Source organism: Natronosporangium hydrolyticum (genome assembly GCF_016925615.1).
Classification (GTDB): domain Bacteria; phylum Actinomycetota; class Actinomycetes; order Mycobacteriales; family Micromonosporaceae; genus Natronosporangium; species Natronosporangium hydrolyticum.
Genome location: NZ_CP070499.1, coordinates 2,209,137 through 2,223,015, shown reverse-complemented (window position 1 = coordinate 2,223,015; position 13,879 = coordinate 2,209,137). Strand labels below are relative to the sequence as shown.

Here is a 13,879-nt window from a genome sequence, read left to right as displayed (position 1 = left end):
GATGACCGATCAGCAGCCGCTGCGCGCCCCGGCCGAGGCCACCTACGCCGACGAGCTGGACTACCTGGAAAGTCTCGACCGGGGGCCCAAACCGTTCTCGTGGCGGCTCAGCCCGCAGCTGGTGCGCATCTTCATCCTCGGCGCCGACAAGTCCGACGGCCTGGACCGGCCGGTGGCACAGAAGTGGTTCGGCGACCGCAGCTTCGTCGAGCGCAGCATCGTCACCCTCGCCTCCGACCGGGGTCTGCTGCTGATCGGCGACCCCGGCACCGGCAAGAGCTGGCTCGCCGAGCTGCTCGCCGCCGCCATCTGCCGGGACTCCACCCAGGTGGTCCAGGGCACCGCCGGCACCACAGAGGACCATCTGACGTACTCCTGGAACATCGCCATGGTGATCGCCAAGGGGCAGTCGCGGGAGTCGATGATCCCGTCGCCGATCATGACCGCGATGGCCGAGGGGACGATCGGCCGGTTCGAGGAGCTCACCCGGGCCACCAGCGACGTGCAGGACGCGCTGATCTCGATCCTCTCCGAAAAGTACGTGACCATCCCGGAGCTGGACACCGACAACGTGGTCTTCGCCCAGCCAGGGTTCTCCATCATCGCCACCGCCAACAGCCGCGACCGCGGCGTCAACGAACTCTCCTCGGCGCTGAAGCGACGGTTCAACTTCGTCCGGATCCCGGTAGTGACCAACAAACGCAGCGAAACCGAGATCGTCCGGTTCCGCACCACCGAGCTGCTCCGGCGACACCGGATCGAGCTGGAGGTGCCCCCAACCCTGCTGGACATCCTGCTGCAGAGCTTCGCCGACCTGCGGGCGGCGGCCGAGGCGGCCAACAGCGACGAAGAGAAGCTCGAATCGGCGCTCTCGACCGCTGAGCAGATCGGGGTGCTGGAGGACGCGATCCTGCACAGCCACTTCTTCGGCGACCGCACGCTGCGGGCCGAGACGCTCGCCGCCTCGCTGGTCGGGACGCTGGCCCGGCGTACCCCAGAAGATCTGGCGATCCTCAACAAATACTGGCACGGGGTGGTGGAGCCGCGCAGCCGAGCCGATGGCGAACCGTGGCCGGCCTTCCTCGCCGGTGGCCGCGACGCCATCGCCACCCTGTCATGAGCCTGCCCGACCGGTTCGCCGCCCTGCGGACCCAACTGACCGAGGCGGCCACCGCGTTCACCGACGGCTCGAACGGACTCGCCAGCATCCTGGCCGGAATGGTCGACGACGTCGACCGGGCGCTCACCGAACCGTTGGAGATCCTCCCGGTCTGCCACCACTCCCCCGCCTCCGGCCTGGCGATGGTACGCCGGCTCCGGCAGCGGCCCCCGAAGGTGATCTACCTTGAGCTGTGCGAAGACCTGGGCCCGCTGCTGCCCGAGCTAGCCAACTGCGAGCTGCCGGTGGCGCTGCAGGCGTTCGCCTCCGAGCTGGTCGACTTTCCGGCCCGGTGGGGACCGCTGAGCGTCGTCGCCCCGATCACCGAGGCGTCGGCGGAGTACCAAGCCATCGCGTACGCGATGACCACCCCCGGCGTTACGGTGGTGCCGGTGGACCGATCGGCCGACCACATCTTCCAATGGGCCCCGCCGGAGCACGACCCGGAGACCGACCCTGACCCGGCCGCCGCCACTTCGCCCGGGACTGGCCTGCACGGCGACGCGGTCGGGGTGGAGATCGGCGAACTTCGCCCCCGGTTCGCCGATCTGGAGGCCCATCTGCTGCACCACGGCAGGGTGCGACACTGGTCAGAGTGGTGGGACCAGTACGTCGAGCAGCCGCTGGCCGGGGCCGACTACGCCACTTACCGGCAGGTGATGCTGCTGGTCGGTAGCCTGTTCCGGCGACTGGCCCCGGAGCGACCCGACCGGTTGGCCCGCGACGAGGACCGGGAGCGGTTCATGTGGACCCGGATCCGCCACCATCTCGCCGAGTCGGGGGTGGACCGGTCGGAGTGCCTCTACGTCTGCGGGGCGTTCCACGCGGTCAGCCCGGTCACCGGGTTCGGAGTGGCCGCCGCCGACGACTTCGAGATCACACCGTCGACCGGGACCGGCTGGCGCTACGGTCTGATCCCCTCCAGCCACTCGGCGATCGAGGCCCAGTTCGGCCTCGCCGGCGGGTCGGTCTCGATCGCGGCGGCGAACTGGCGCAAAGAGCTCGACCGTAGCCGGCTCGCCCCGTTCCGGCTGGCCAAGAAGGCAGCCAAGGGCGGCCGGCGGCGGCCGGTCGCCCCGACCGACCCGGCGGACACGCCGGCGGCCGACCGGCTCTCCGACTTCCTCGCGGCCCCGCCGGAGCTCGACCCGCTCGACGAGGCGGAGCTGCGGCAGTGGTGTGTGGAGATCGTCCGACTGGCCCGCCGCAATGGTTATCTCGCCAGCACTGCCGACGCGATCGCGGTCTTCGAAACCTCGATTCTGCTGGCCGGCCTGCGCAACCGGGCCCGGCCCACGCCGTACGACTTCCAGGACGCGGCGGTCACCTGTATCGAGAAGGATGCGGTGCCCGGCCGGCGCGACGTCGCCCGGCTGTGCGAGATCCTGCTCGGCGGCGACCGGATCGGCACGGTCGGCTACGACGCGCTGCCGCCGCTGGCCCGGGACGTCCACGACCGGCTCGCACCGTTGGGGTTGGAGCTGACGAGACGGACAGTCCAACGGGCCCTGCTCGACCTGTCTGCCCAGCCCGACCTGCGTGCCTGCTCGGACCTGCTGTGGCGGCTGCATCATCTGCTGCCGACCGGGACGGTGCGGCCGGTGATGGGCGACCGAGGGTTAGGTCAGCACTCCATCCAGGAGAGTTGGGATCTGGCCCTGGGTAAGCAGCAACGGGCCCTGATCGAGCTGGGCCACCAGGGCGTCACGGTGGAGCAGGTGCTGGAGCAGCGGCTGCGGAAGGCGGCCTGGGAACCAGCCGCAACCGCCGCCCAGGCGTTGACCGCCGTCATCGACGCCATCCGGCTGCTGGACAGCCCCCGGTTCGCCGACGAGCTGGGAGCCCGAGCGGTGGAGTTGCTCGCCGCAGAGCGCACCGTGGCCGACGCTCCGCAGGTGCTGGCCCAGATCCGGGCGCTGCTGGCGTACTACCGGGCCCACGAGCCGACGCTACCGAGCTGGTGTGAGACGTTCATCAAGACCGGTTACGCCCACTACTGCACGCTGCTGCCCACCGCGTTCGCCGACGACTCGACCAGCCTGCGGCAGGTCGCCGCGATGCTGGGATTCCTGTGCACACTGGAGGATGTGGCGCTCTCGGTGGGGTGCGACCGCACCCAGCTGGAGCTCGCGGTGCGGCAGGCGGCGCCGCAGGCCCCGGCACGGATCGCGCTGTGGTGGGGGGCCCAGGTCCACCTAGGCATGTGGCCGCTGGTCGAGCTACGGGACTGGTGCGACTCCCTGCTGGCCAGCCCGCTGACCGTGCCGGCGGTGCCGGCGTACATCAGCGGCCTGGTCCAGGCGTTGGAGCCGGCTCCGGAGCTGGCGCCGTTCGTGGTCGAGGTGATCTCGAAGGCGTTCGGCCGGCTCCCCGACCCGGTGCTGCTGCCGTGGCTGCCCGCCCTGATCCGGACCTTACGGGCGGAGGCGGCCGAGCTGGTGCCGGGCCTGGTGCGCCAGGCCGGCCGGGTCTTCCCGCCCACCCTGCCGGAGCTGGACGCCTGGCAGCCGCCCTGGTCGGCGCCGGCAGCGACCGAGCCGGCCGACGCCGCCGCGGCGGCCGAGCCGCCGTCGGTAGCCACCGAGCCGGTGGCGACGCTGCTGGCGGCCCACCCGGCGGCTTCGGCTGCCCTGGCGGACCTGCTTCGGTCGGGCCGGTAGCCCTCAGCTCGGGTCGCCCGCGTGGGTACGCAGGCCGGCCAGCAGCCGCCGGAGCGCAGCGGTGGTAGCGGCGAGGTCGGCCGACCCGGTGGACTGAGCCAGCCACAGGGCGGCCTCGTTCATCGCGCCGGAGAGCAGCCGGGCCAGCGGCGGCACCGGCTGCGCCGGGAGGGTGCCGTCGCCGGTCAGCACGGTGAGCACATCGACCAGCAGCCGGCCAGAGGCGGCCTCATCCATCGCCCGCCACTCATGCCAGCCCAGCACGGCCGGGGCATCGATCAGCATGATCCGCTGGATGTCGGGGTCGGCGCTGGCGGCCAGAAACGCCTCGCAGCCGGCCACCAGCTGCCGCCACGGGTCGTCGGGGTGGTGCTCGGCGGCGGCCGACACCCGGTCGGCGACTTCCTGCTGCACCTGGGCGACGACCGCCCGGAACAGCCCGGCCTTGCTGCCGAAGTGGTGGTAGAGCGCGCCCTTGGTGACGCCGACCGCTGCGACGAGATCGGCGAGCCCGACATCGGCGTACCCCTGGTGGGCGAACCGGCGCCGGCCTTCGGTGATCAGGGCGGCCATGGTCGCTTCCCGTTGCGCGGCCTTCGTACGGGGGGTGTTGGGGCGGGGGGTGGCGGTCATGACACCTCCGAAGTTTGACATACCGCTGGTACGCGTCTAGCGTTGTTCACATACCGATGGTACGTGTCTTGGAGGCATACGATGAACCTCACCAGCTTCTACCCGGTGATCGGCACCCGCCGACTGGCCGAGTCGACCGCGTTCTACACCGAGTGGTTCGGGTTCGAGCGAACGTTCGAGGCGGACTGGTACGTGAGCCTGCGACAGCCGGCGGCGCCCCACTACGAGTTGGCGCTGCTCGACCCCGACCACCCGAGCATCCCTGCGGGGCACGGCCAGCCGACGGCCGGCCTGCTGCTCAACTTCGAGGTGGCCGATGTGGACGCCGAACACCGGCGGCTGATCGAGGAGGGTGGTCTGCCGGTGCTGCGCCCGCTGCGCACCGAGGAGTGGGGGCAGCGGCACTTCATCACCGCTGACCCCAACGGCGTGCTGATCGACGTGATCACCGTGATCCCACCGTCAGCGGAGTTCGCCGCCGCCTACGCCGAGTCTCCTGCCCACTGACCCGTCGACAGCTCGGCCGAGCTGCGGTCAACGCAGGCGCCGGGCGCCCTGGCCGTCGAGGCCGAGCACATCGTCCGGGTTGGAGTAGGGGCAGGACTTCAGCGACAGGCACCCGCAGCCGATGCAATCGGAGAATCGGTCCCGCAGCGCGACGAGGTGTTCGATCCGCTCGGTCAGCTCATCCTGCCATTGCCGGGCGAGGCGGGCCCAGTCACGTTTGGTCGGCAGCCCGGCTTTGGGGAGCTGGTCCAGCGCCTCCTTGATCTGGTCAAGGGGCACTCCGACGCGTTGGGCGGCCCGGATGAAGGCGAGGACCCGCAGCGTGTCCCGCCGGTACTCCCGCCGGTTGCCGGCGGTGCGCCGGCTCTCGATCAGACCGACGCTCTCGTAGTAGTGGAGCGTGGAGACAGCGACCCCGGCACGGTCCGCGACCTGTCCCGGCTTCAGCCAGATGACATCGTCGTGAATCTGTGGCACTCGACACCTCCAGCGGCTCATCGCACCGCCGCCCTTGACATTAAGTCAACTTGACGTAGTCGACTCTACATCACGTTGACTTGACGAACGGAGAGGTGACAGACGCGTGCTCGACGTGATGATGTGGGCCGATATCAGGTGCCCCTGGTGCTGGATCGGCCTACGGCGGCTCCAGGTCGCGGCCAAGGAGATCCCCGGCGGCCTGCGGGTACGCCACCGCAGCTTCCTGCTGGAGCCAGCCGGTCCGGCCTCCCCGGGCCGGCTGGTGGCCGACATAGCCGTCAGCGAGTGGGGGATGACGGCCGAACAGTGGCGGGCAAAGAGCGCGGCGATCCGTGCCCAAGGGCGCCAGGAGGGCCTCGACATACGCATCGACACCACAGCGGTCGTCGACTCCCGGCCCGCCCACCGGCTGCTCCACGCCGCGGCCGACAACGGTGTGGACCCGACCACCGCCTGGGAGGCGGCCTTCGACGCCCACCTGCGCCGCAATGTGGACCTCGCCGACCCAGCGGCCCTCCTCGACCTGGCCGACCAGATCGGCCTCCCCCGGCCGGCGGTGCGGTCGCTGCTGGCCGGCGAGGACTACGCCGACGCGGTGGTCGCCGACCATCAGGCGGCGGTCAGCCGGGGAATCCACGGCGTACCCACCATCGTGGCCGGTGACCACACCCTGACCGGCAGCCGCTCGGTAGCCGAACTCGGCGACTTCCTCATGACTGCCGGGAGTGGCCAGTGACCGGAGGTCGCGGCCCTACCTGATCGCGATTACCCGGCGGGCGGCGCCAGCTACGGCAGCGGTCGGGCCGGGTCGAGCGCCCGCCACTGGACAGCCGTGACCCCAGGTTCGAGGCTGAGCCGGCTGACCGCCTGCTCCAGCTGGCTGTCGACCCGCCCGGCGGCCACCAGCTCGGCCTCCACGTGGACCCGCCCGTTGGGTTCGACATCCTCGCTCCGCAACGCGTGGAGGGCGAAACTGCTGCCGGTCAGAGTGTGCAACAGCAACGCCCGGACGTGGGCCTCTTGATCCTCCCGGCAGGTGATCCGGAGCCGGTAGGTGGTCTCGACCTCGCTACCGGCGTCGGTTGGCAGCCGTTCGATCCGGCGAGCCACCGGCCGGAGGGCCAGGTTGGCGACCAGCACCACGGCAGCCCCGGCTGCCGCTCCGGCGTACATGCCGGACCCGGCGAGCACCCCGACCGCGGCGGCACACCACAGGGTGGCGGCGGTATTGAGACCCCGCACGTTGATGCCGTCCCGGAGGATCACTCCGGCCCCCAGGAACCCGATGCCGGATACGACCTGGGCGGCGACCCTGGTCGGGCTGATCTCGTCGACGACATCGAACGACATCAGCACGAACAGGGCCGCCCCGGTGGCCACCAACGCGTTGGTGCGCAGACCGGCCATCCGGGCCCGCCACTGCCGCTCCACTCCGACCAGCGCGCCGAGGCTGACGGCGCACAGTAGCCGCAGGGCGAACTCCCAGAATTCAAGCACCTATCCCACCCCCAACAGCGCGCCCACCAGCAGGAAGTACACCGCCAGGCCGGTGAAGTCCTTGATGGTGGTGATGAACGGGTCCGCCCCCGGGGCGTGGTCAAGACCGATCTTGACCATCAACCACGGCAGGGCGAAGCCGAGGAAGGTCGCGAACGTCACCGACACGAACAGCGACAATCCGACAGCCAGCCCCAACAGGGGTACGTCGTTCGGGGCACCCTGCCAGGCGTAGGCGACGAACCCGCCGATGGTGGCCAGGGCGACCGCCATGGTTGCCCCGACCGTTACCTCCCGACCGAGTTGCCGGCCGAACCGCTTCGGGTCGACGTGGCCCAACGCGAGCCCACGGGCGAAGATCGTTGTGGACTGGGTGCCCACGTTCCCGCCCATGTCCATGATCAGCGGCACGAAGATCGCCACCGCGACCACCGCCGCCAACACGTCCTCGAAGTAGTCGATCACGCCGCCGACGGCGAGCCCGCCAACCAGGGTGACCATCAGGAAGGCGATCCGGACCCGTACCGGGTACCAGATGCTGCCCCGGGTCAGCTTCTCGCTTCGCAGCAACTCCTTGGCGTGGGCCGGGTCGCCCAGACCCGCCTTGCGGTACATCGTCTCCGACGCCTCGTCCTCCAAGGTGTCCATGGCATCGTCGAAGGTGACCGCCCCGACCAGTCGGCGCTCCCGATCCACCACCGCCAACGCCCCGAGGTCGCGCCGCTGCAGCAGTCGGGCGGCGTCGGCAGCGTCGTCTCCGGTGTGGACCGCCAGGTCGGCGAGCCTGGCCATCTCGGTGACGATGGTCTCCGGGCCGGCCTTGACCAGCTCGGCGACGCTGACCAGGCCCTGGTAATGCCGCTCGTTGTCGATCACGAACACGGTGGTGACATCTTCTGGGCCGAGCGCGGAGGCGCGGACCGCGGCCAGCGCTTCGGCCGCGGTGGCGTCCCGGCGTACCGCGACGTAGCGAGGATTGGCCAACCGGCCGGCACTGTCGTGCCGGTAGGCGAGCACCGCGCCGACCCGCTCCCGGTCGGCCACCGGCATCGCCGCGAGCAGCCGCTTGGCGACCTTCGCCGGTGCCTCGTCGACCAGCCGGGCCGCGTCGTCCACATCGAGCTCGGAGAGCACGGCCACGGCCTGAGGGCTGGTCATCGCCTCGAGCAGCGTCAACTGCTCCTCGTCGTCAAGCAGCTCGAACACGTCGATGGCGAGCTGCTTCTCCAGCAACCGGTAGGCCAGCGCCTGCTCGGTGGGCGGCAGGCTACGCAGCACCCCGGCCGCCTCGTCGAGGAACAACTGGGACAGCAGCTGCTTTGCCTGGGTGAGGTTCCGGTTGGTCAGGTGGTCCTGCAGGGTGGTGTAGGTCATCATGATGGGTCTCCTGGTGCGGGCGCAGACCCTCACCCGCGCACGCCTGAGCACAGGCTGGCAGCACAAGCTAGCCGTGCGGCAGCATCGGCGGCGCGTCCGGGTGAGGGCAGGGTGAACAGGGGTCGTCGCTGGCGGTCCGGCTACTGTCGCCGGGCTCCGCCACGGTCGTGGTAGATCGACCAGGCACTGCCCTCACCCCCTCCCTCGGTCGCGCGGCCACGAAAAAAGCCTCCCGGCAGGGGAGGCTTTGTGCGGGCTCGTGGCAGGGCAGCCGGGGGTAACCCGGAGCGTTCCCTACGTCAGAGCTTCAGCACTGCGCGTCTAGGAGAGCCAGCCGGGTCACCCGACCGGTCGCCGGTCCGCATTATGCCGGGCCTTGATTCGGCTCCGGCCTGTTCAACCCGTGGGGGTCTCTCGACCTTTCTGGGCAGCGGACGCATACACACGCAGGAGCCTCACCTAACGGGACACCTACTGGCGTAATGCCGGCGGCAACGTTAGCCGGAGCCGCCCAGGACGTCAACCCTGGACCCGCCCCGGATTCCGCGCTCAGATTGGCATGCTCATGATCGGCGCGAGTGGGGGGCGGCCCAGCCGATGGTCAACTCCACCGCCCGCTTCCAGTTGGCGTACTCCTGGTCGCGGTGGGCGGGGTCCATCTGGGGCAGCCAGCGGGCCGCCAGATGCCAGTTGCGCCGCAGGCCCGCCAGGTCCGGCCAGTACCCGACCGAGAGGCCGGCGGCGTAGGCCGCGCCCAGCGAGACCGTCTCGGCCATCATCGGTCGCATCACCGGAACATCGAGCACGTCGGCGAGGAACTGCATCAGCAGATGGTCGGCGGTCATGCCACCGTCCACCTTGAGCATCGGGGTCTGCGCACCCAGATCGGCGGTCATCGCGTCGACCACCTCGCGGGTCTGCCAACCGGTCGCCTCCAGCACCGCCCGAGCTAGATGCCCCTTGGTGATATAGGAGGTCAGGCCGACGATGATGCCGCGGGCGTCGCTGCGCCAGTGCGGGGCGAACAGCCCGGAGAACGCCGGCACCACGTAGCAGCCGCCGTTGTCGGTCACGCTCCGGGCCAGCGTCTCGATCTCCGGGGCGCTGCTGATCAGACCGAGGTTGTCCCGGAACCACTGCACCAGTGAACCGGTTACCGCGATCGACCCCTCCAGCGCGTACGTGACCGGCTCTCCGCTCATCTGGTAGCCGATCGTGGCCAGTAGGCCGTGGGTGGAGCGGACCAGCGTGCTGCCGGTGTTCATGAGCAGGAAGCTGCCGGTGCCGTAGGTGCACTTCGTCTCGCCGCGGTCGAAGCAGGTCTGGCCGAACAGCGCCGCGTGCTGGTCGCCGAGCGCCGCCGCGATCCGGATGCCTGGGACCACCCGCCGGGTGGTGCCGTAGGTCTCGGTCGAGGGCCGGATCTGCGGCAGCAGCTGCCGCGGGATGTCGAAGAAGGCGAGCAGCTCGTCGTCCCAGGTGAGCGTGGCCAGGTTCATCAGCAGGGTTCGGCTGGCGTTGGTGGCGTCGGTGACGTGCACCCCGCCGTCCGGCCCACCGGTGAGGTTCCAGATCAGCCAGGTCTCCATGGTGCCGAAGAGCAGATCGCCCCGCTCGGCCCGCTCCCGCAGACCTGGCACGGTGTCGAGCAGCCACCGCAGCCGGGGGGCGGTGAAGTAGGTCGCCAGCGGCAGCCCGCACCGGTCCCGGATCTTCTCCGCCCCGGGAAGCTGGGATAGCTGCTGCACCAGCTGCTCGGTCCGGATGTCCTGCCACACGATCGCCCGACCCACCGGCGTACCCGTGTGCCGGTCCCACACCACCGCCGTCTCCCGCTGGTTCGCGATGCCCAGGGCTACCACCTGGTCGCCGGTGACCCCCGCTTCCCGCAGCGCCTTCGGCATGGTGCGGTCGACGTTGCGCCAGATCTCCAGCGCATCCTGCTCCACCCAGCCGGGTTGCGGAAAATACTGATGGTGTTCACGCTGCGCTACCGAGACCATCCGGCCGGCGTGATCGAAGAGGATGCAACGGGTCGAGGTCGTACCCTGATCGATCGCCATCACGTAACGCTGGGCCATAGCCGTGCTGCGCTCCTTCGCTGGTACCGGAGAGGACGAGGACGCGGGGCGGTCAATCGGCGGCGGCGAGGTCACGCGAGACCGCCCGGGCGGCGTCGCGTACGAAGCCGACCAGCGTAGAGCGGGGTTGGTTACCGCGGTCGCAGATCCGTTCCACGGCACCGGTGATCCCCATCGCGCCCTGCACCAGCCCGCCGTGCGCCCGGATCGGCGCGGCGATACTCGCCTGGCCGGGTAGATACTCCTCCACCTCGTCGGCCCACCCGCGTTCCCGTACCCCGGTGAGGACCTTGGCAAGCACCGCCGGGGTGACGATGGTCCGGCGAGTCAGTGAGGTGAGCGGGGTGTGCTGCGCCGCCCCCGCCAGGTCGGCGTCGTAGGCGAGCAGCACCTTCCCCAGCGCGGTGGCGTGCAACGGCAACAGCGCGCCCACGTCCAGGGTCTGCGGCGAGTCGTCGGGGCGGAAGACGTGGTGGACCACCACCACCGCACCCTCCAGCGGCATCCCGATCCGGACCGTCTCGCCGCTGCGGGCGGCGAGCATGTCCGCCCAGTTCAACGCCCGCGATCGCAGCTCATGCGCGTCCAGGTAGCTGGTGCCGAGGTGCAGCAGGGCGGCGCCGAGCTGGTACTTGCCGGTAGCACGATCCTGTTGCACGAAACCCACCCCCTGCAGGGTCCGCAGGATGCCGTGCGCGGTCCCCTTCGGCAGCCCCAGCGAACTCGCGATGTCGCCCAGCCCGAACTGACCCGAACCGTGGGCGAGTAGCCGCAAGATCGCGGCTGCCCGCTCGATCGCCTGTATCGCCCCTGGCACCCCGCCCAACCTATCCCCGACGACCCGAGTCGACGATGTCGAACAGCCGACCACCGACTAACCGCCGGTGAACTGCTGTGATCTAGCCCATAGTGGCGGAGACTAACGCCGTTCGCCAGCCCTCACCAGGACCCCGGGTCGACATTGTCGAACGCTACCTATTGTCGTACCCGAAACACTCTCGTAACTTCTCGCCATCGCGCACCACCCCCGCACAGGTGCGACGAAGGGAGAAGAGATGGACCTCGGGATGATCTTCGTCAGCGAGGTACTCGGCACCGGCATGCTGATCCTCCTCGGAGCCGGCGTCGTTGCCAACGTACTGCTGACGAAGTCGAAAGGATTCAACGGCGGCTGGTTACTGATCAACTTCGGCTGGGGCTTCGCGGTGATGGCTGGCGTCTTCGTCGCGTACAAGTCCGGCGGCCACATCAACCCGGCGGTCACGCTGGGCATCTGGGCCAGCGGCGCCGACGAGTACGCCCCGGAGGTGGCGATCACCGTCGGCTCGACCCTGGTCTACCTGGCAGGACAGCTGCTCGGCGCGTTCCTCGGGGCGTGCGTGGCCTTCCTCGCCTACCGCAAACACTTCGAGGCCGAACCGGACGAGGCGAAGAAGTTGGCGGTCTTCGCCACCGGGCCGGAGATCCGCAGCTACGGCTGGAACGTCGTCACCGAGGTGATCGGCACCTTCGTGCTGGTGCTGGTGGTGCTCTCGTTCGCGAACACGCCGCATGAACTCGGCCCGCTGGCGGTAGCGCTGCTGGTGGTCGGGATCGGCGCCTCGCTGGGTGGACCCACCGGGTACGCCATCAACCCGGCCCGCGACCTCGGGCCCCGGATCGCCCACGCCCTGCTGCCGATGTCCCACAAGGCTCCGGCCCGTACCCCGGACCTGGTCGGTGCCGGAGCTTCGGGTGAGGGGGCAGGACCCGGGGCCGGCGGCGACGCCGAGCCGCCGCTGCCGGCCAGCCGGAAGAACTCCGACTGGCGGTACGCCTGGGTGCCGGTGGTCGGCCCGTTCATCGGCGGAATCCTGGCCGGAGTGGCCTCCCGGTTCCTGTTCTGACCTACCCCGACCACGTCGAAGGAGCACACCATGCAGTACATCCTCGCCATCGATCAGGGCACCACCAGCACCCGCGCAATCGTCTTCGACCACGCCGGCACCATCGTGTCGGTCGGGCAACGGGAACACCAGCAGATCTTCCCCCGGGCCGGCTGGGTCGAGCACGACCCGATGGAGATCAGCGCCAACACCCGCGACGTTGTCGGCGAAGCCCTCGCCCGGGCCGACCTGAATCTGGGCGACATCGCCGCGGTCGGCATCACCAACCAGCGGGAGACCGCGGTGGTCTGGGATCGCACCACCGGCAAGCCGGTCTACAACGCGATCGTCTGGCAGGACACCCGTACCCAGTCCATCGTAGATGATCTGGGAGCGTTGGGCGGTGGCGCGGAGCGCTACCAGGCCCGCACCGGGCTGCCGCTGGCGACCTACTTCTCCGGCCCGAAGGTGAAGTGGATCCTCGACAATGTCGAGGGTGCCCGGGCCAAGGCCGAACAGGGCGAGCTGCTCTTCGGCAACACCGACACCTGGACCCTGTGGAACCTGACCGGCGGCGTCAACGGTGGGGTGCACATCACCGACGTCACCAACGCCTCCCGCACCCTGCTGATGGACCTGGACACCCTCGACTGGGACACCGACATCGCCGCCGAGATGGGCATCCCGATCTCGATGTTGCCGCAGATCCGTTCTTCCTCCGAACGGTACGGCAACGGCGGGCCGGGGGGCGTCCTGAAGGGAGTTCCGATCGCCGGCATCCTCGGCGACCAGCAGGCGGCCACCTTCGGTCAGGTCTGCTACGAGGTCGGCACCGCCAAGAACACCTACGGTACTGGCAACTTCATGCTGCTCAACACCGGCGAAGAGAAGGTCCCCAGCCGCAACGGGCTGCTCACCACGGTCTGCTACCAGCTCGGGGCGAACAAGCCCGTCTACGCACTGGAGGGGTCGATCGCGATCACCGGCGCGCTGGTGCAGTGGCTACGGGACAACCTCGGCATGATCGGCTCCGCCCCGGAGATCGAGGTGCTCGCAGCCGATGTCGACGACAACGGCGGTGCCTACTTCGTACCCGCCTTCTCCGGCCTGTACGCGCCGTACTGGCGAGCCGACGCCCGCGGCGCGCTGGTAGGCCTGACCCGGTATGTCAACAAGGGACACCTGGCCCGGGCGGTGCTGGAAGCGACCGCGTTCCAGACCCGGGAAGTGTTGGACGCGATGAACGCCGACTCAGGGGTGGCGCTGACCGAACTCAAAGTAGACGGTGGGATGGTCGGCAACGAGCTGCTGATGCAGTTCCAGGCGGACATCCTCGACGTGCCGGTGATCCGGCCGAAGGTCGCCGAGACGACCGCGCTCGGGGCCGCTTACGCCGCCGGGCTGGCGGTCGGTTACTGGCAGGGCCTGGATGAGCTACGGGCCAACTGGTCCGAGGACAAGCGGTGGACGCCCGGGCTGGCCGCCGCCGAACGGGAGCGTATCTACCGCAACTGGAAGAAGGCCGTGACCCGGACCTTCGACTGGGTCGACGACGACGTCAACTGACCAGAAGCCACTGACCGCAAGCCCACTGACTGAAATCCGCTGACTGAAATCCGC

12 protein-coding genes and 1 riboswitch are annotated in these 13,879 nt (G+C 69.7%); of the genes, 6 read left to right on the top strand and 6 right to left on the bottom strand.

Features of this window, described 5'->3' with window-relative positions:
• Window position 1 precedes the first annotated feature (1 nt).
• The gene (locus JQS43_RS09880) at window positions 2-1,120 is read left to right on the top strand and encodes an ATP-binding protein (RefSeq protein ID WP_239678764.1); all 1,119 of its coding nucleotides are present in this window, start codon (window positions 2-4) and stop codon (window positions 1,118-1,120) included.
• Entirely contained in the window at window positions 1,117-3,819 is a 2,703-nt protein-coding gene (locus JQS43_RS09875) for a DUF5682 family protein (RefSeq protein ID WP_239678763.1), read from the top strand. Before JQS43_RS09880 ends, JQS43_RS09875 begins: the two co-directional genes overlap by 4 nt.
• A gap of 3 nt (window positions 3,820-3,822) precedes the next feature.
• Here the strand turns inward: JQS43_RS09875 and JQS43_RS09870 are convergent, their stop codons facing one another.
• Window positions 3,823-4,452: a TetR/AcrR family transcriptional regulator gene (locus JQS43_RS09870; RefSeq protein ID WP_239678762.1), complete on the bottom strand. Its 630-nt coding sequence runs from the start codon at window positions 4,450-4,452 to the stop codon at window positions 3,823-3,825.
• An 81-nt stretch (window positions 4,453-4,533) separates the two neighbouring features.
• Between JQS43_RS09870 and JQS43_RS09865 the strand changes: the two genes are divergently transcribed.
• Window positions 4,534-4,959 (top strand): VOC family protein, encoded by a 426-nt coding sequence (locus JQS43_RS09865; protein WP_239678761.1) that lies wholly within the window; start codon window positions 4,534-4,536, stop codon window positions 4,957-4,959.
• 27 nt (window positions 4,960-4,986) lie between these two features.
• On the opposite strand, the gene soxR is transcribed toward JQS43_RS09865, so the two are convergent.
• Window positions 4,987-5,436 carry a redox-sensitive transcriptional activator SoxR gene (gene soxR / locus JQS43_RS09860; RefSeq protein ID WP_338037165.1) on the bottom strand — a complete coding sequence of 150 codons (450 nt, stop codon included), beginning with the start codon at window positions 5,434-5,436 and terminating at the stop codon, window positions 4,987-4,989.
• A 106-nt stretch (window positions 5,437-5,542) separates the two neighbouring features.
• On the opposite strand from soxR, the gene JQS43_RS09855 reads away from it, so the two are divergent.
• A complete protein-coding gene (locus JQS43_RS09855; protein WP_239678760.1) occupies window positions 5,543-6,175 on the top strand; it encodes a DsbA family oxidoreductase in 633 nt (210 codons plus the stop codon).
• A 50-nt stretch (window positions 6,176-6,225) separates the two neighbouring features.
• Here the strand turns inward: JQS43_RS09855 and JQS43_RS09850 are convergent, their stop codons facing one another.
• The 4 genes from JQS43_RS09850 to JQS43_RS09835 all read right to left on the bottom strand — a co-directional run bounded on the left by JQS43_RS09850 (window position 6,226) and on the right by JQS43_RS09835 (window position 11,211).
• Window positions 6,226-6,936 (bottom strand): MgtC/SapB family protein, encoded by a 711-nt coding sequence (locus tag JQS43_RS09850; RefSeq protein ID WP_239678759.1) that lies wholly within the window; start codon window positions 6,934-6,936, stop codon window positions 6,226-6,228.
• Window positions 6,937-8,313: a magnesium transporter gene (mgtE, locus tag JQS43_RS09845; protein ID WP_239678758.1), complete on the bottom strand. Its 1,377-nt coding sequence runs from the start codon at window positions 8,311-8,313 to the stop codon at window positions 6,937-6,939.
• A gap of 284 nt (window positions 8,314-8,597) precedes the next feature.
• Window positions 8,598-8,787, bottom strand: a riboswitch (M-box (ykoK) riboswitch).
• A gap of 89 nt (window positions 8,788-8,876) precedes the next feature.
• Entirely contained in the window at window positions 8,877-10,394 is a 1,518-nt protein-coding gene (gene glpK / locus JQS43_RS09840; protein ID WP_239678757.1) for a glycerol kinase GlpK, read from the bottom strand.
• Window positions 10,395-10,446: 52 nt separating this feature from the next.
• Window positions 10,447-11,211 (bottom strand): IclR family transcriptional regulator, encoded by a 765-nt coding sequence (locus tag JQS43_RS09835; RefSeq protein WP_239678756.1) that lies wholly within the window; start codon window positions 11,209-11,211, stop codon window positions 10,447-10,449.
• A gap of 238 nt (window positions 11,212-11,449) precedes the next feature.
• Between JQS43_RS09835 and JQS43_RS09830 the strand changes: the two genes are divergently transcribed.
• On the top strand, window positions 11,450-12,280 hold the full coding sequence (locus tag JQS43_RS09830; RefSeq protein ID WP_239678755.1) for an MIP/aquaporin family protein: 831 nt from the start codon (window positions 11,450-11,452) through the stop codon (window positions 12,278-12,280).
• Window positions 12,281-12,310: 30 nt separating this feature from the next.
• On the top strand, window positions 12,311-13,825 hold the full coding sequence (gene glpK / locus JQS43_RS09825) for a glycerol kinase GlpK (RefSeq protein WP_239678754.1): 1,515 nt from the start codon (window positions 12,311-12,313) through the stop codon (window positions 13,823-13,825).
• Window positions 13,826-13,879 lie beyond the last annotated feature (54 nt).